At 39.0% G+C, this 16,566-nt stretch carries 16 protein-coding genes; 12 read left to right on the top strand and 4 right to left on the bottom strand.

Annotated elements, in window-relative coordinates; genetic code table 11:
• The first annotated feature begins 281 nt into the window (after nucleotides 1-281).
• From BIZ36_RS02775 to BIZ36_RS02755, 5 genes are all read left to right on the top strand, one after another.
• On the top strand, nucleotides 282-458 hold the full coding sequence (locus tag BIZ36_RS02775; protein ID WP_187456342.1) for a hypothetical protein: 177 nt from the start codon (nucleotides 282-284) through the stop codon (nucleotides 456-458).
• Nucleotides 459-469: 11 nt separating this feature from the next.
• On the top strand, nucleotides 470-1,033 hold the full coding sequence (locus BIZ36_RS02770) for a hypothetical protein (protein ID WP_187456341.1): 564 nt from the start codon (nucleotides 470-472) through the stop codon (nucleotides 1,031-1,033).
• Between the two features lie 729 nt (nucleotides 1,034-1,762).
• The gene (locus BIZ36_RS02765) at nucleotides 1,763-1,957 is read left to right on the top strand and encodes a hypothetical protein (protein ID WP_187456340.1); all 195 of its coding nucleotides are present in this window, start codon (nucleotides 1,763-1,765) and stop codon (nucleotides 1,955-1,957) included.
• 236 nt (nucleotides 1,958-2,193) lie between these two features.
• Complete coding sequence (locus BIZ36_RS02760; RefSeq protein WP_187456339.1) at nucleotides 2,194-2,835, top strand: hypothetical protein; 642 nt, start codon at nucleotides 2,194-2,196, stop codon at nucleotides 2,833-2,835.
• A 106-nt stretch (nucleotides 2,836-2,941) separates the two neighbouring features.
• Entirely contained in the window at nucleotides 2,942-5,737 is a 2,796-nt protein-coding gene (locus BIZ36_RS02755) for a CHAT domain-containing protein (protein ID WP_187456338.1), read from the top strand.
• Here the strand turns inward: BIZ36_RS02755 and BIZ36_RS02750 are convergent.
• Nucleotides 5,729-6,466 (bottom strand): tetratricopeptide repeat protein, encoded by a 738-nt coding sequence (locus BIZ36_RS02750; protein WP_187456337.1) that lies wholly within the window; start codon nucleotides 6,464-6,466, stop codon nucleotides 5,729-5,731. The two genes, BIZ36_RS02755 and BIZ36_RS02750, sit on opposite strands and share 9 nt — an antisense overlap.
• Nucleotide 6,467: 1 nt before the next feature.
• A complete protein-coding gene (locus BIZ36_RS02745) occupies nucleotides 6,468-7,013 on the bottom strand; it encodes an RNA polymerase sigma factor (RefSeq protein WP_187456336.1) in 546 nt (181 codons plus the stop codon).
• Nucleotides 7,014-7,130: 117 nt separating this feature from the next.
• On the opposite strand from BIZ36_RS02745, the gene BIZ36_RS02740 reads away from it, so the two are divergent.
• From BIZ36_RS02740 to BIZ36_RS02710, 7 genes are all read left to right on the top strand, one after another.
• On the top strand, nucleotides 7,131-7,463 hold the full coding sequence (locus BIZ36_RS02740) for a hypothetical protein (RefSeq protein ID WP_187456335.1): 333 nt from the start codon (nucleotides 7,131-7,133) through the stop codon (nucleotides 7,461-7,463).
• Between the two features lie 13 nt (nucleotides 7,464-7,476).
• Entirely contained in the window at nucleotides 7,477-8,094 is a 618-nt protein-coding gene (locus BIZ36_RS02735) for a hypothetical protein (RefSeq protein ID WP_187456334.1), read from the top strand.
• Nucleotides 8,095-8,111: 17 nt separating this feature from the next.
• Nucleotides 8,112-8,477: a DUF4870 domain-containing protein gene (locus tag BIZ36_RS02730; RefSeq protein WP_187456333.1), complete on the top strand. Its 366-nt coding sequence runs from the start codon at nucleotides 8,112-8,114 to the stop codon at nucleotides 8,475-8,477.
• Between the two features lie 290 nt (nucleotides 8,478-8,767).
• Nucleotides 8,768-8,995, top strand: coding sequence for a hypothetical protein (locus tag BIZ36_RS02725; RefSeq protein ID WP_187456332.1), 228 nt, complete (start codon nucleotides 8,768-8,770; stop codon nucleotides 8,993-8,995).
• Nucleotides 8,996-9,075: 80 nt separating this feature from the next.
• A complete protein-coding gene (locus tag BIZ36_RS02720; protein WP_187456331.1) occupies nucleotides 9,076-9,558 on the top strand; it encodes a T9SS type A sorting domain-containing protein in 483 nt (160 codons plus the stop codon).
• A gap of 5 nt (nucleotides 9,559-9,563) precedes the next feature.
• Nucleotides 9,564-12,389, top strand: coding sequence for a tail fiber domain-containing protein (locus tag BIZ36_RS02715; protein WP_187456330.1), 2,826 nt, complete (start codon nucleotides 9,564-9,566; stop codon nucleotides 12,387-12,389).
• A gap of 392 nt (nucleotides 12,390-12,781) precedes the next feature.
• Nucleotides 12,782-14,149: a TrpB-like pyridoxal phosphate-dependent enzyme gene (locus BIZ36_RS02710; protein WP_187456329.1), complete on the top strand. Its 1,368-nt coding sequence runs from the start codon at nucleotides 12,782-12,784 to the stop codon at nucleotides 14,147-14,149.
• A gap of 126 nt (nucleotides 14,150-14,275) precedes the next feature.
• Here the strand turns inward: BIZ36_RS02710 and BIZ36_RS02705 are convergent, their stop codons facing one another.
• The gene (locus BIZ36_RS02705; RefSeq protein ID WP_187456328.1) at nucleotides 14,276-15,379 is read right to left on the bottom strand and encodes an MBL fold metallo-hydrolase; all 1,104 of its coding nucleotides are present in this window, start codon (nucleotides 15,377-15,379) and stop codon (nucleotides 14,276-14,278) included.
• A 170-nt stretch (nucleotides 15,380-15,549) separates the two neighbouring features.
• Entirely contained in the window at nucleotides 15,550-16,470 is a 921-nt protein-coding gene (locus BIZ36_RS02700) for a hydroxypyruvate isomerase family protein (protein ID WP_187456327.1), read from the bottom strand.
• Nucleotides 16,471-16,566: the final 96 nt, after the last annotated feature.

Below are 16,566 nucleotides of genomic sequence, written 5' to 3'. Positions count from 1 at the left end.
GACATAATTACCGTATAAATGGTAATAAATTGATTAAAATCATTTTATGTAATCTTTGTAATAAACAAATGAAAGAAAAATCCTTCAAAATTTTGAAGGTTAGGCCATTTTGAATTTTGAGTCCAAGTTTTATTTGCAGATTATACACAAAAAGCGCCCAATTATACATCCGCTACAACGTTCACTCTTATTCTCCACTACATTAGATCTCACAAATATCTTACACAAGTTCTCCCATTCAATTAATGTTTGATAACGGAATACGAACAAAACAAAAAGTAATGAAAAAGTGTGTGATAATGTTTGGTCTTTTGATTATTGCGCTTGTGTTGGCAATTGTTACCAACGATAGGAAATCACCAACCAAGGTAGAGGAACTTATAAGTATGGATAACCAAGACGGGAAAGAGTCATTTGATAAATCCCGATCCGATTCTATGGAGTTGGCACAAAAGTAAAATTTGGAAATATGGAAACAGTAATGAAAACAGCAAAAATGAGCTTATGGTTATTGTTGCCTATGATTTTTATCACAGGAGCCAGTATGGATGGAAGTGAAGCAGCTCTTTTTCCAAGTGTAGAAAATGGAACTTTTAATTTCAAAACAGACCAAAATCAAATAGAACAATTAGAGGGAAAAGCTAGTTTCTTTTATCCGGAAGGTAATTCCCATCATGGTTTTCATTCAATAGAACTTGTTTTTGAGGATTTATTGACCCATAAAGGTTATAAAATGGGGCTTACCTTGAAAAAAGAGGATGGCAAAAATCAAGGGCCTATTGGTTATTACAAGATTGACTCCCAAAATTTAGGATTTATTCCTAATAATAATGGTGCATTTGGCTTTGCAGATATTTCCTTTTTAGGAGAGCAACCCTATTATACAAAATCGGGAACAATTAATATTACCCATGCAAATGAAAAAGTACTGCATGGTATCATTAATCTTAGTTTAGAAAATTTTCAAGAAGGCAATTTAAAGGTAACCGGTAATTTTATTGCTACCCTTAAGGAGGCTTCTACTATTGAATAAGTGGAATAATCAAATCTTTAAATAGATTGGGTTAATATTATGTGAATGTTGATTTTAGGGCCATTAATATCTTTTGTAAAGATGGTCGGTTTCAAGAAAATATTTATTTTTACGGCCCCCCGATCAGTAACATTTAAGAAATGTTTTAGCTGAATGCTAATTTTTATAGAATATTAAAATAAATATGGTGAACCTTCCCATGGGGGAAATCGTCAAAAATTTTATGAAACTGTCAATCCAAAAAAGGTACGGCTCAAAATAAAGTAGCAACCTATTGCGCTTTTTTGTTCTGATGTAACCTTGAGGGCACCATACCGGTGATCATGCTCGATATATAGGTTTCGGGGGAACTACCTAAATCAGCATCCTTTTGGTAAAATCGATTTTGATATATCAGGGGCCGTACGGTTTGGCAGTATCATATTTTCAGTTTTAAATGTGGGAAAGGCCGGAAGATCTACTTCCGGCTTTTTTATGAAATTTTAGTTACGTACGCTTCTTTGGCCTTGTCAATATTCATGACTGTTTTCTCTATAGCTACTTATTCATTGAAACTCTCCAAAGTTATCTTACACCATTTAAAACCCTAATTCTTCATTTTCAGTAAGAGCCTGTAAAAAAGATTATAGTTCATGTTTACCAAGATGGTTCTTTTTACACTAATAGGTGTGATCAGTTTTAAAACCGATGACTTTAAAAAAGAATATGAACTATTAAAAATTAGAAATCATGAAAGGAAAAGGACTAAGTGGATTTTTGGCTCTAGTAATTTTAGGTCTAAGCCTAAATTCTTGCAATGGCGAGGAAGAAATTTTTGCCAATTGTGTTTTATACCAGGATTGTCCCGAAGAGGAAGAAAATGCGTTAAATCCAGAATTTGTATTAATGGTTGCTGAAGAGCAACAGGACATTCTCGCTAGGTAGAACTATAGAATTATCGTTTGGATAAAGTTCTTCTTCCCCCGACTAGGGAAACTATTGTATCCTACAGAAAAACCAATCAATTAGCCTGTAGTACGGGTATAGGGTAGAAAGGTAAATCACTTTAAGTTTATCCAATTATACAGTAGAAAACACATTTGATACATTTCTATTTGCTCGCTAACATAGAAAAGAAGATTTTACAAAAATTAAATAACTAAACCTTTTAAAGCTTAAAAATGAAGACAATGAATTTAATTGCCATATTTAGTTTTTTGACTGTGACTTGGGCTTGTTCCCATACTGATTTCCCCGAGGAAGATAGTCAAACGGAGGCCACCAGTTTTTCGTATAGATTAGAACAAGAAAGTGCATCCTTGAATGGACTTGAACTGGTGAAACACGCAGTAATTGCAGAGCAGTTAAAAACTAGACAAACCATAAGTAAACTAAAAGAGGCTATACGTGCCGGAAAGAGACATTTACTTCCTCAACTAGAGGCGGCTCAGCAAAAAGAAGCGGATATTGAAACCTACAAAGAAAGTTTGACCATGATTGTAAAACCCAAGGCGCCTTATCCTCCTAGGCCTCCTCGAGGTTGTTTTGATGATCCACAGGCAAATTGTGGCGTTCCAAAAATTAATTTAAAAGAATATCCAAGTATTGAATTAGCAAGAGGTCTTGAGAATATTCAGGTTGAAATTTATAATGCAAAAAATCAATTAGTAGGTCGAGGAGGTAGCCTAACAAAATCTAAAGATGGTTCTATTCTTATGTATATTAAATCAGAACTTAACGGAGAAGGAACGCTTAAAATAAAACCTCAAAGTAAGATAGTGGATGAGGGCCTATTTTTAGATATTCCGGTTTTCGCGAAATAATTAGATTTATTTAAATAAATTAAAGTCCTGATGGGTAATTCCCTCAGGACTTTTTTACATGTTAAAAGTTAGGTTGTACATACTATTTCTTTTATGTGGTTGCAAGATGTGGTCGCAGACCGTTGATATGCAAGGGGCTTTTGATAAAGGTCTTCAATATCATTATACTGACAAGGATAGCGCATATTTTTACTACGAGAAAGCCTTGGTTTATGCAAGGGAAGAAAAGGATATTGAGGCCCAAGTACTGGTCTTTAGCTATCTTTTGAACGCCAATAGTAATTTTTATGATTTAGTTTCCTATGGTAAAAATATAAGTAAGGCAGAGCACCTTATAAATACTACTCCGCAGTTGGATACGGTTTACATGGGGCCCTATTTCAAACAGAATTTATTGTTTGAAAAGGGTGCGTATCACTATAAACTTAAGGACTATTCCACCGCGGAACGTTACTTCTATGAATATTATAGTTTATTAAAGAACTTTCCGGTAGAAAGCCTGACCACTGTTGAAATTGATATGATGTCCGCTATTTTCAGCTATTTGGGACTTACCCATCATCATATGGCTAAATACGAGGAGGCCGAGTTTTATTTTAAGAAGGATTTGCAATGGATAACCACCTATCAAGATAGTATTCCTGAGTGGGAATCCGTTTCTTTCAATACCAAAAAGTTATTATCACAGACCTATGAAGCAAAAGGTAGGTTGGCAGCTGCCAATTCTTTATTGGTTGAAGCGGTTGACTTCTATGCAGGAAAAGTGAACAATCCCCGCCACAAGAATAACTATTTGTCTTCCCTTATACTTTTAGCGGAAAATTTGTTGGAACAAAAGGATTATAAGGAGGCTATTTCTATATTAAATAAAGGTTTGGCCGATTTTAAGGCCGAAAATACTTTCCAAAAAGAAATGTTCGCTGTTCTTGGAGATGCCTATTTAGGTATGAAAGATTTTGATTATGCGGAAAGCTATTATGATAAGTCTTTAAAGGCTTATAAGGCATACCGGGAAAATAAAACCCATAAAGATATTGCTACTGGCTACGGTAAATTGGCGCGGTTATCTTTGGAAAAAGGGCAATTTTCGAGAGCGTTGGAAATGGTTGGTTTTGCTTTTGCCAATTCTGGGCTGGAGGTTACATCTACTTCATACGATATAAATCCCGACCCAAATAAGGTGTTTTCCAAATCGCAATTATTGGATTTATTAGAAATAAAACTTAGGGCTTTAGAAGGTCTTTTTAAAAAATCCAATAAGCCGGATTTTTTGCAATCCCTTTTACAGACAAATAAAGACTTGCTCCAAACCTTTCAGCTGCTAAAAATGGAATTTGAGAGTAAAGCGGATAAACAATTTTTAACGGAGAAGGCATATCCTATATTCGAAAGAATGTTAGCTACCACTTTTCTAGCCTATCAAGAAAATGGATCGGATGAGATTTTGCAATTGGCCTTAGATATAACCGAAGCCAACAAAGATTTTATCCTTTTAGAGGCATTACGAAATGCGCGCGCGACCAAGTTTGGGGGGATGCCTAAAGAGATTCTTGAAAAGGAATCTCAGTTAAGAGCGGATATCTCTCAGCTGGAGAAAAATCAATTTGAAACGGGTACTTCTCAAAAGTTCTCCAACCAACTTTTTAATGCGAAAGAACGGTACTATTCGTTTTTAGATTCCTTAAAGACTGCCTACCCCAAATACCATTCACTTAAATACGGTGCCGAACCAATTCTATTGACCGAACTAAAAAAAGAGATTCGAAAAGAAGACCAAGCGATTATTTCCTATACAGTAGTGAAAGACGTTTTGTATGTACTGGTTTTCTCTTCTGCGGAAACACAATTTTTAAAGATTCCGTTTTCAAGTAGTGAAAGGGAAAAAGTTAGTCGGCTCTATAAATTGATTTCACAACCTGGTCTGGGCCAAGAACAAAAGGAAATTAAGCAATTGGCGAGCTTGCTATACGAACAGTTGCTTTCCGATGTGTTGAATCCATTGAAAATGAATAATTTGACCATCATTCGTGATGATATACTTCATTACCTACCTTTTGATTTATTGATCAGTGACGGCCAATATCTTTTGGAAACCAAAAATATTGTCTACGCCAATTCTATCACTTCTTGGGCAGAAATAAAAAATCATCCGTCTGTAGAGGAAAATAAACTTTTGGCCATTGCCCCGACTTTTAATTCCCTTGGTAAGGAGGAAGAAAGGCAGTTTGGACAATTGCTTTATAACGATGATGAAATTAGGGCTATTAAAGCTCATTTTCCTTTAGATTCCCTTATGGCTGAAAATGCAACTCTTAAGAATTTTAGGGAAAGAGTGGCCAACTATAGAATGTTGCACTTGGCTACCCATGCTTCTGCAAATGACGCTTATCCGGATTATTCGTATTTGGCATTTAGCGAGAATAATAAAAGTGAAAACAATGTTTTGTACATCAGGGATTTGTACGAAACAAACCTAAAGGCCGAATTGGTGACATTGAGTGCATGTCAAACTGGAATAGGAAGCTTGCAAACGGGGCAAGGAATGTTGAGTCTCTCAAAAGGATTCCAGTATGCCGGAGCTAAAGCTTTGGTACATACCCAATGGAAAATTAATGATAAGAGCAGTGTACAGCTCATGGATTCCTTTTACAAATTTCTTAGTGAGGGAGCAACAAAAAGTGAAGCGTTGCGTAAAGCCAAACTTACCTATTTACAAAATACGGACGATAGTCTACTTAAGCATCCTTACTATTGGGCGGCATATGCCGTTTCGGGGAATAACTCCCCTGTTTCCACTGATAACAGTTTTTGGTATCTAGCCATGTTGTTGGTTTTGGTAAGCATTTTTTCGATTTGGTTATGGATGAAGAAGAAAAGAAGGGGAGGTTTAAAATCAGTTTAACTCTTTTAATAGGTTAGAAGCTTCCTTAGATTTAAACCCATCTTGTCGCGTTAGTTGCATTAATAAAGATTTGCTCTTGTCGAGCTGTTTCGTTTTGAGGTAACTTAATGAAAGATACCACTGGGCCCTTTCTTTAAGCTCTCCATTGACAGCTATATAATTTTCCAATAAAGGTATGGCCTCTTCGTGTTTTTCAAGTTGCATAAGTACAATAGCCTCATAAAATTGAAGATAACTATCGGTACTTTTGGTATTAAGTTCTTTGAATAGGACAAGTGCCTTCTCAAATTCTTCATTTTCATAGGCCGTAAAGGCCCTGGTTTTCAAATCTTCAATTTCTACACCTCGTTCAATAGGGTGCACAACATTTTCGTACGGGGCAAAATGAATTTTATAAAGTTCTTCCGGACTTTGGTTTGGCTTGTTGAATAGTAACAACCAAGAACAAATGCCAACCAAAAGCGCAATGGAAGCGGCCATCATCCAAGGCCTTAGCTGTACAACCAAAGATTTCTTTTTCTCATTTGCCTGTTTGATTGGTTGAAGTTCATTGAACATGTTCCGTATTTCATTTCGTTCGTTGGATTTAAGGGCTTTTCTTAACTCTTTTTCGTAGTCCAATTGCTGAGCAAAATCCAAATCTGTACTGTAAAGACGCTCAAGTTCCTGTAATTGTGCGGAAGTGAGGGAATTTTCAAAATAGCCGTTGATCAATTCTTCCTTGTCCATTTTATTGCTGTATTAAGTCTTTTAAAGATTTGAGACATCTAGATTTTTGACTTTTTACTACGTTTTTATTTTCATATCCCTGCACCGCCATAATTTCCTCAATTTTTAAACCTTGTAGATAAAACAGTTCCAAAATTTGGCGGCATTTTTCGCCAAGTTTTTTAAAATTGGCAACCAACATTAATTGTTTCTCGGTTGGTTCTTGATCCTCCATTATTTCAGTAAAGACGGCTTCCTCTCGCTGGTCAAAAATAAAATCCTCATCCGTAACGAATTCTTTAGTATCCCTGAACGTTTTAAAGAGCATAAATTTTCCAATACTAAAGAGGTAGGTCTTTACAGAACTTTTTAGGGTATCCAACTTTCCGTTTTGAGCATTTTCATAAAGTGCCAATATAGCATCTTGAAAAATATCTTCCAGATAGCTTTGCTGGGTATCATACCTATGGGCAAACCTAAAAAACTCTTCCCTGTAGTCTTTATATACCACTTTTAGGGCATTCCTGTTTCGGTTTTTCATATCGGCAATTAGCTGCTCGTCAGTCATTGGTACCATATTAATTAGATAGGTAAACATCTTAAAAGTAAAAAAAATGCTTCCATGATGTTTACCTTTTGTCAAATATGGTATTAAAGAGTGTATAACCTTTTAAACCATAGGATTATGAAATCGAAAATTGTAATATATGTCTCACTTTTAGCCATTTCTATGGGTTCCTGCGATAAATCGAACCCTTTAAACCCCGAAGGAGCCTGTTTTGGAGGTAATTGGTCAGCACAATATGCCGATGAGCTCGAAGCTTGGTCCACTGCAACTCAAGAGTATTCAAATAACCCTACCACTGCTAACTGCAATAAGTACAAAGCTGCCGCCAAAGACTACCTGGACGCACTAAATGATGTTTATGATTGTGTGCCCACTGCTAATCGAAAGGAACTGGATGAGGCGGTAAAAGAGGCGAAGGCCGATGTAGACGCTGAAGAATGTAACACCTAATAAACTATTGAAAATGAAATTTATAAAAGGACTGTTGTACTTCATTTTGGCAGTGGTCAGTATTTCGTGTATCGGAGAGGCCAAAGAACAACTAAAGCAGGCAAAAAGTACTGTGGCAAATACTTCCGCCATTATTAAGGAAGCTAAAAAGGTGGAAGGTAGAATTGAAAAGTTGAAGGAGACCGTTCCGCTAACAAATGAACAATTAAAGTCTTGGTTGCCTAATAAATTGGGTGAAATGAACCGGACCGGATTTAAAATCGGTCACGCGGGAATGTACCAGGTGAATTCCGTGGAAGGAACTTTTAAGGAAGAGAATGGCGATGCATTTGTGAAGGTACAGGTGATTGATGGGGCGGGGCCTACGGGTAGTATGATGGCTGCAGGTTACGGCATGTTGGGTAATCTGGAAATGGAAGAGGAAAATGAGGAAAAACACAAAAAGACCGTGGAAGTAGACGGTGCAAGGGCACAACAAACCTACTATAAAAAGGCCAATCGTACCCAATTAATGTTTGCACATGCAGAGCGATTTCTTGTCACTTTTACGGGGAACGAAATGAACCCCGCTGAAGCCTGGGAAGCAGTGGAAGGCCTAGGATTGAATGATTTGGTAAAAATGACGGAATAATAATCTAAATTTTTTTTATGGAAACTACAAACACAGCGGCAGGTGCCGAAAATACTTCGGATTTGGTGTACGAGGAAGCAAAAAGAATAGCCATTATAAGCTACATAACCATTATTGGTTTGGTTATAGCTTTTGTAATGAACAATGAAAAGCAACTTGACTTTGCAAAATACCACATTCGCCAATCCTTGGGGCTTTGCGTAACCGGTTTTGGGCTGGGGATCATTGGCCTCATTCCCATTTTAGGTTGGATCATTAACTTGTTGGGAATTTTTGTGCTACTCTATATGTGGATCATGGCCCTTATGAATGCTCTTAACGGAAGGACTAGACCGGCGCCTTTTTTGGGAAGTAAATTTAAGGAATGGTTTAAGGGGCTGTAACTAACAGATTACAGCGCAAAAATTACAGAAGTCTTCCGTTTTGGAGGACTTTTTTCTTTTACGGTCAATTTTTCAAACAATAAGAACGTAGAACCCATTCTTACAGTACCTGTTACCATACATACAAAATCGCTTCTATTTTTTTATTCATTAAGTAACTTCAACTATCTGTAGATTAGTTTTTTACAAATTAATTACGCCAAAACTTCCCCCTTTTATTTCAAGAAACACGTTTCTGGACAAAATACCCTGTCCATAAAAATTATATAGCAACACTTAAAATTATGATTATGAAAACATCCTTGATTCTTTTGCTCGCACTGCTTTTCAATACTACCTTAATTTTTGCAGAGCCCCTTCTTTTCTTTGTGCAAGCTGTTCATCCCGCAATTCTTTTTGCCGTGGAAGGTATTCTTGTTGTTGGTTATTCCCTTAACCGCTTTTTAGGGGATTTTTCCAAAGCTGTGGAAATTAGTTTTGATTCCATTGAGGTCTTTGTTTATAAGAAGAGAAGATAAAATTATGGTAGGTCGCAAATAATTGTTTTTGCGTGTTAACCTTTTGTTCCTGTAAACATCAATCCAAAAGCGAGAACCTTATGAAAGTAATTTTCACCATACCCGTACTACTGTTAGCTCTAAGTGCATCTGGCCAAACTATTGATAGAAGCGTGATAGGAAGCGCCGGAACTTTAATGGTCTCTTCGGGCCACAATCTCAATTTTACGATTGGTGAAAGTGTGGTGGGTTTTATAAAGGACGACTATTCCGTTCATCAAGGCTTTTGGGGTAAAAAGGGAATTCTGGTCATACCCTTGGGGGTAGGTAATGAGGATAATGTTGAGATTGTAGTCTACCCAAACCCTGTTATGGACGAGCTTACCATTTTTTCTGGGGATAGTGAGGTTCTGGCCATGCAAGTGTTTTCAGTCAATTCTCAGCGTGTTTTTATGAAGTCTGTTGAGGATGATCGAGTAGAACATGTCATAGATATGCGCTCCATGGCAAAAGGGGTCTATATACTGCAACTTTTGTTAAAGGGTACGGTAGGATTAAAGGAATATAAAATTATAAAGAACTAATAATCATGGTAAAGAATTACTATTTAACGGTCTTAATGTTGATTGTCCTATTGCTACTATCAACAAAAATGTGGGCACAAGCAGATTTTATCAATTATCAAGGGGTTGCTCGTGATGCGGAAAATAATCTTTTGGAGCAGGAAGAGCTAACGGTGGGCATAGGTCTGCGTTTTGGTGCTGCCAATGCCACGCTGGTTTACGAAGAAACACATATGGTAGAAACGGACGCCAATGGTGTTTTTAGCCTTAAAATTGGAAATGGAACGGTAGCCAACGGAAATTTTTCCAATTTACCTTGGGGAGGCACCTCGTACTTAACCATTTTTCTAAATGGGGTTGAGATAGGCACTACCGAATTATCTGCGGTTCCCTATGCTTTGGCGTCCGGGGATAAACAATGGGGAAAGACGGGAGATGTAATTGAAAACCTCAATGAAGGTGATGTAGTGGTGCGTCAAAATTTTAAAGTGGAAGGCGCATTAAATTTAAGTACCGGAAATCAAGTGAACGAGATTTCGGATAACGGTACACTTTCAGAAAATAGCAATGGAATTTTGCCTACGCAGCGTGCAGTAAAGACCTATGTAGATAATAAGTTTTTTGCTGGCGGTGGGGTAGAGCAAACTGCTGTGGAGGTGCCTTATGATAACTCGGCATCAGGGCTTACAGCCGTTAATGCCCAAGAGGCCATTGATGAATTGGCTGCTGGGGCGGGCGGGGCAGATGCGGATGCGGACCCAACTAATGAACTTCAGAATTTGACCTTGACGGGTACCAGCTTGGAGATTTCGGATGGTACGGGTGTGGACCTTTCGGGGATTATCCCCCCCGGTGGTACCGATGACCAGACAGCGGCAGAAGTTCCTTTCAATAATGCAGGTACGGGTCTTGTAGCTACCGATACCCAAGCAGCCTTGGAAGAACTCGCTGCAGGAGGTTTGGTGGATACTGATGATCAAGATTTATCGTTAACAGGAACTGTTTTAAACATTACCGATGGCACGGGTGTGGACCTTTCAGGAATTATCCCGCCTGGGGGAACGGATAATCAAGATTTAATTTTGACAGGTGATGTACTCACTATTGAAGATGGCGCCGGATCGGTAGATTTAGGAAATTATGTGGATGTAACTGGAGAAAGCGGACTGCTCATGGGAGATGGTACCAATATTTCCGGGTTGGAAGGTACGGCAGACGGTCAAGTGGCCAAGTGGGATGCGGGTTCGGGTCAATGGATTGCTGGCACGGATGAAGTTGGTGGTGGCGGAGGGAGTTCTCTTTGGAAAGAAAATGGGAGTGATATTTATTTTGATAGCGGAAGTGTTGGTGTCGGAAATAGTGTTCCAGGAGTAGAAAGTGGTGCAAGTACTTATTTGACCGTTGCTACAGGTACTAGCCCTGGAGATAACGCCTTGGCTTCCGTCGAAATACAGGGAGGGCAAGGTTCTACCAACCAACCTATAGGAAGGCTTGATTTTATTTCGAATTCTTCCCCAGGAAATTCTGCTATAACAAGAATTGAGACCAAAACGGCCGGCGGTGCTCAATTTAAAGGTGATTTAAGCTTTTTTACCAAAGATGGCGCTGCATATGGCAGTAGCACCTTGCAGGAAAGATTGACTATAAAATATAATGGAAACATTGGTGTGGGGGTTACAAACCCAACAGAAAAACTAGATGTAGAAGGTACCATCAAGTCGAGGGATTTAGCGGGAACGGGACAAAGAAACGTGGTAGCTGATGCCGATGGTAATTTAATGATAGGAAGCTCTGGTGGACGGAGTTCTCTTTGGGAAGAAAATGATAGTGATATTTATTTTGATACGGGGAATGTTGGAATTGGAATTAGTAACCCGGAAACGAAAATGCATATTGGAGGGAATCTTTTTCTTCAGTCCAATTTGGGGAACCTGATACTTGGTTATCCAGGGAATGGAAATCAATGGAGACTTGGTACACTTAATGGGGGTGGCACACTACAGTTTAGGTACAAAGAAGATGGCTCCAATACTTTATCTACACATTTTAGAATGCGTAAAGGAGGGGAATTTCAGTTTGGTGACATTTCTAATGTTTCTTCATGGGTACATATTCGAAATAACTCAACCCTGCTCAAACCCTTATTTAAGTTAGAGGAAACAGGAAATGATTTTGCTAGGTTGGAACTTACCAATGATGCTGTAAGTGATTCTTTTTGGCATGTTGCAGGTTTGCCCTCTACCACTGCTAGTGACGCTAAGCTTAATTTTTATTTTCGCAATGCTAGTGGAGCAGGAAATAGAATGACAATTACAGGAGATGGCAGGATAGGTATCAATACCGAAAGTCCTTCTGCAAGATTAACTATCAACCAAGGGGGGCAATCTGTTGGTAGTGGCCTGAGCTTTAGTGATAATACCGAAAATCAAGATTGGCATATAACCCATGGTTTTTCATTAAGGTTTCATTACGGAGGAGCTTTACGAGGATTTATTAATGCAAATAACGGAGCATACGTTCAAAGTTCTGATAAACGTTTAAAATCTGAAATCCGACCCCTAACGAATGTAGTGGAGAAAGTCAAAGAGCTAAAACCCAGTACCTATTATTACAAATCCGACATTGAAAGGAAAAGGACTATTGGTCTTATAGCACAGGACGTTCAAAGCATTTTTCCAGATTTGGTATCTTCAGATAGCGAAGATGAATTACTGGGTCTGAACTATAGCGCCTTCGCAATTGTGGCAATAAAGGCCATTCAAGAACAGCAATTATTAATTGAAAAACAATCCGAAAAAATCGCCTCTTTAGAGGCTCGGCTATTGCGGTTAGAAAAAAACATTTCCAAATAGTGTGAGTTGAGTGTAGTTGTCTAAAACCAAAAAGTATTTCCTAAATGCTTTTTGGTTTTTACTTTCACTAAATGGTTTTTTGAAGCATTTGGTCTTAGGAAAAAATACGTTTCTGATATTATTTTTCAATGTAGGGCCTAGCTATGACAGAGAAGAGATAAGCTAGTATATAAATGATTAAAATGGTAATGTATTTGTCCATGGCCCCAATAATATTCTACGTACGTTGCTAAAATACTGCTTGGATTACATTAAATCGTTAAAAATGAACACTTTGACATAATTTTAGCACTTTTTAAAAGTTATCGGCATCAAAATTTTTGAAATAGTAAAAGTCAGATTAAGGTTGGGGCCTATTTTATATCTTTAATGGGTACACCAAAACTCATTCAATGAAAACTAGAAAATTTACCCTAAGCGAGCAAGAAATTCCTGAAAACTGGTACAATATTGTGGCAGATATGCCCAATAAACCTTTACCTCCCTTAAACCCTGGTACCCTAGAGCCTATTGGTCCCGATGCATTGGCCCCACTTTTTCCATTGGCGCTGATCGAACAAGAGGTCAGTATGGACAAATGGATACCCATCCCTGATGAGGTAAGAAACATATACTCCCTATGGAGACCCACCCCATTATACAGGGCATACGGCTTGGAAAAGGCCTTGGATACCCCGGCGAAAATCTATTACAAATATGAAGGTGTAAGCCCGTCCGGATCGCACAAACCCAATACGGCCGTACCACAGGCATATTACAATAAAATGGAAGGTGTTAAACGCATTACCACAGAAACCGGAGCAGGCCAATGGGGCAGTGCCCTTAGTTTTGCATGCCAGCATTTTGGTATCGATTGCGATGTGTATATGGTAAAATTATCCTACCATCACAAACCTTACAGGAAATCTATGATGAATGCTTGGGGCGCCAATGTGTTTGCCTCGCCCACCAACCTTACGGAAGCGGGTAGAAAAATATTGGCGGAAAATCCGGATAGTCCAGGTTCTCTTGGTATAGCCATCAGCGAAGCCGTTGAAATGGCCGCACAAAGGGAAGATACCAAATATGCCTTGGGAAGTGTTTTGAACCATGTAAAACTGCACCAGACCATCATAGGTCAAGAGGCTATTAAACAAATGGAAAAAGCAGGTGATATGCCGGATATTGTAGTGGCGCCCTTTGGTGGCGGGTCTAATTTTGCTGGTCTGGCCTTTCCGTTTCTAAGGTTGAATATGGAAGAAGGAAAGAATATTCGTTGTATAGCCAGTGAACCTACTTCCTGCCCCAAATTGACCCGGGGTGTCTTTAGGTATGATTTTGGTGATACGGGAGGCATGACGCCTTTACTTCCAATGTATACCTTGGGTCATGATTTTGTTCCTGCGCCCATTCATGCAGGGGGATTGCGTTATCATGGTGCAGGCGTCATCGTAAGTCAGTTGTTAAAAGATAAATTAATTGAAGCTGTTGCACATGATAACTTGGAGGTTTTTGATGCCGGTGTGCTTTTTGCGCGGTCGGAGGGAATTATTCCCGCACCGGAAGCTACCCATGGTATTGCTACCGTGGTCGCAGAGGCTAAAAAATGCAAGGAGGAGGGAGTCTCCAAAACCATTCTTTTTAATCTTTGCGGACATGGAAATTTTGATATGAAAGCTTATGATGATTATTTTGAAGGGAACATCGTAAGGCATGAACTCACGCAAGAAGAAATCAACAAATCAATTGCTAAACTAAATACCCCTGAAATTCCTCTCTAGGATTATAGGTATGCGATTCAGATTATGGCCTTAGTTTAAGGATTAAGGTCATAAGCTGTTTGCAATTTATAAGCGTGGGATCAATCTATTATTATGATAGTTCCAATTAAAATGTGCCCTACCTTTTTAATTCTCCCACCAAATTTCTGGGGCGGGTAGCTCTTGATGGATGCTGGTGGGCACCCCAATTTGCGGAGTGATTATTGGGACATTTAGTTCTTTGGCTTTTTTAACGGCCCTTTCCACAGGGTCGGTCCAAGAATGTTGGGCCAATTTAAAGGCTCCCCAGTGAATGGGCATAATAGCTTTGGCGTTGATGTCCACGCCCACTTGTGCCGTTTCTTCGGGGAACATGTGAATTTCTGACCAAAGTTCATTGTATTGTCCGCATTCGATCATCGCAAAATCAAATGCCCCAAACTTTTCCCCAATGGTTTTAAAGTGGGGCCCGTATCCACTATCGCCACTAAAGAAGATTTTTTCTTCGGTCGTTTGTATGACCCATGAGCTCCAAAGTGTTTTATCCCTGTCCGTAAGACCTCTACCTGAAAAATGTTGGGCAGGGGCGCTGGTAAAGGTGAAATCTCCCATAGTGGCTTCTTGCCACCAATCCAATTCCGTAATACGCATCACCTCCACATCCCATTCCCTCAAGTGATTGCCCAGACCAAGCGGCATATAGAAATGGTCAACCTTGTGCTTTAGTTTTTTAATGCTTTCATAATCTAAATGGTCATAATGGTCATGGGAAAGAATTACGGCATCTATACGGGGTAATTTATCTATTACTATAGGGAGACCGTTACTGAATCTTTTGCTGCCCAGCATAGGGTGGGGTGCGGGAACATCACCGAACATAGGGTCCAATAAAATGTTTTTCCCGTTCATTTGTAGCAGAAACGTAGAATGGCCAAACCAAATGAAACGGGTTTCTCCAGAATAATTGGCAATGGCCGTGGAATCTACCGTATGTACTGTTAAGGGGCGATCAGGTTTGGCATTGGGTATCTTTTTGAACATGCCGCCAATGGCCTTGGCCATATCACCGGCACTCATTTCATTTTTTACACCGCCCAGATTAAAAAATTTACCATCTTTAAAATGTGCTGATTTGGCGTAGGATGCCAATTGTTCCTTAGTTGCCCTACCACCAAATTGTGGACTAAAATTTAAAAACAGGACTACTAGTAGTACTACTAAGCCAATAAGGATGCCTATGGTTGCTAACATTCTTTTTAAGAATTTGAAGGTTCGTTTCATACCCTGGCAAAAGTAAGGCAAGCATCCATTAATTAGGTACCCTTTTTGGTAATAACCGTATACATTTTGGTGGTAGTGTGCACTAATAAAAAAGCGTCCAAGGAAATTGGACGCTTTTTAGTATCATGAATAACGTTGTTTTACATAAAACTATCTACCTCCTTGTATGCGTCAATAACGGCTTGTTCACCAGCTTTGCCAGATTTAGAGTTTCCGTGTTCCATACCCAACACGCCATCAAATCCTTTTTCGTGAATCCATTTAAAGACGTTTTTATAATTGATTTCACCCGTAGTAGGTTCCTTTCTTCCGGGGTTGTCCCCCACTTGTATATAAGCTATCTCATCCCAAGTTAGATCCATATTATGAATCAAGTGACCTTCGGTCTTCTGTAGGTGGTATATATCGTATAAAATTTTACAGGCAGGGCTATCCACGCCCTTACAGATCATATAGGTCTGATCGGACTTTTGCAAATAGAGGTCAGGAGAATCACTAAGTGGTTCTAATACCATAACCAAACCGTGCGGTTCCAAAATCTCCGCTCCTCGTTTAAGGGCTTCAATTACGTTTCCGTCCTGCACTCCAATAGGTAGATTTCTTTGATATCCGCCAGGTACAACGGTCATCCATTTGGCATTTACCCTTTTGGCCACTTCAACGGCCCGCCTACATCCATCTAAAAAAATATCTAGATGTTCCTGTTTCCCCGCTGCCAAAGTGTTGGCCATGTTGCCACCTTTATCTACAACAAAAACACCCATGGTCATACCTCTTTTGGCCAAGGTTTCGCCCATTTTGGTTTGCATGGAAATTTCCCTTTTCATCATACCGTTATCTTCAAATGCGGTAAAGCCTTGATCCGCCATGAAATTAATTTGGTCTATGATGTCTTCTCCTGCCAGTTCTTTGAACATACCCAGATGTGGGGCGTATTTAAGATTGAAGCTATGGGGTTTTGTGGCCGGTTGCATAGAGCTGTTGGCAAAGGCCAAAGAGCCTCCCATAGAAAGGGCACTTCCTGTTATTGCGGTTTTTTGGATAAAATTTCTTCTTTTCATTGGTGTTTGTTCGGTTCTGTTTTTAAGTTGAGATCAAAAAAAGGGTCAAGGCTAGTTTTTATAGGACCTTAACCCTTTTAAAAATTTAATTTGTAG

Source organism: Cytophaga sp. FL35 (assembly GCF_014349235.1).
Lineage (GTDB): Bacteria > Bacteroidota > Bacteroidia > Flavobacteriales > Flavobacteriaceae > Euzebyella.
Note: the sequence above shows the minus strand (reverse complement) of the source record. Positions and strands in the feature narration are given on the sequence as shown.

What these genes read in the sequence shown, in the direction of transcription:
- BIZ36_RS02725 (WP_187456332.1), top strand. Translation starts at nt 8,768, where the DNA reads ATGAAAACATCCTTGATTCTTTTGCTCGCACTGCTTTTCAATACTACC.
- BIZ36_RS02745 (WP_187456336.1), bottom strand. Translation starts at nt 7,013, where the DNA reads ATGACTGACGAGCAGCTAATTGCCGATATGAAAAACCGAAACAGGAAT.
- BIZ36_RS02750 (WP_187456337.1), bottom strand. Translation starts at nt 6,466, where the DNA reads ATGGACAAGGAAGAATTGATCAACGGCTATTTTGAAAATTCCCTCACT.
- BIZ36_RS02760 (WP_187456339.1), top strand. Translation starts at nt 2,194, where the DNA reads ATGAAGACAATGAATTTAATTGCCATATTTAGTTTTTTGACTGTGACT.
- BIZ36_RS02770 (WP_187456341.1), top strand. Translation starts at nt 470, where the DNA reads ATGGAAACAGTAATGAAAACAGCAAAAATGAGCTTATGGTTATTGTTG.
- BIZ36_RS02700 (WP_187456327.1), bottom strand. Translation starts at nt 16,470, where the DNA reads ATGAAAAGAAGAAATTTTATCCAAAAAACCGCAATAACAGGAAGTGCC.
- BIZ36_RS02720 (WP_187456331.1), top strand. Translation starts at nt 9,076, where the DNA reads ATGAAAGTAATTTTCACCATACCCGTACTACTGTTAGCTCTAAGTGCA.
- BIZ36_RS02735 (WP_187456334.1), top strand. Translation starts at nt 7,477, where the DNA reads ATGAAATTTATAAAAGGACTGTTGTACTTCATTTTGGCAGTGGTCAGT.
- BIZ36_RS02710 (WP_187456329.1), top strand. Translation starts at nt 12,782, where the DNA reads ATGAAAACTAGAAAATTTACCCTAAGCGAGCAAGAAATTCCTGAAAAC.
- BIZ36_RS02730 (WP_187456333.1), top strand. Translation starts at nt 8,112, where the DNA reads ATGGAAACTACAAACACAGCGGCAGGTGCCGAAAATACTTCGGATTTG.
- BIZ36_RS02740 (WP_187456335.1), top strand. Translation starts at nt 7,131, where the DNA reads ATGAAATCGAAAATTGTAATATATGTCTCACTTTTAGCCATTTCTATG.
- BIZ36_RS02755 (WP_187456338.1), top strand. Translation starts at nt 2,942, where the DNA reads ATGTGGTCGCAGACCGTTGATATGCAAGGGGCTTTTGATAAAGGTCTT.
- BIZ36_RS02715 (WP_187456330.1), top strand. Translation starts at nt 9,564, where the DNA reads ATGGTAAAGAATTACTATTTAACGGTCTTAATGTTGATTGTCCTATTG.
- BIZ36_RS02775 (WP_187456342.1), top strand. Translation starts at nt 282, where the DNA reads ATGAAAAAGTGTGTGATAATGTTTGGTCTTTTGATTATTGCGCTTGTG.
- BIZ36_RS02765 (WP_187456340.1), top strand. Translation starts at nt 1,763, where the DNA reads ATGAAAGGAAAAGGACTAAGTGGATTTTTGGCTCTAGTAATTTTAGGT.
- BIZ36_RS02705 (WP_187456328.1), bottom strand. Translation starts at nt 15,379, where the DNA reads ATGTTAGCAACCATAGGCATCCTTATTGGCTTAGTAGTACTACTAGTA.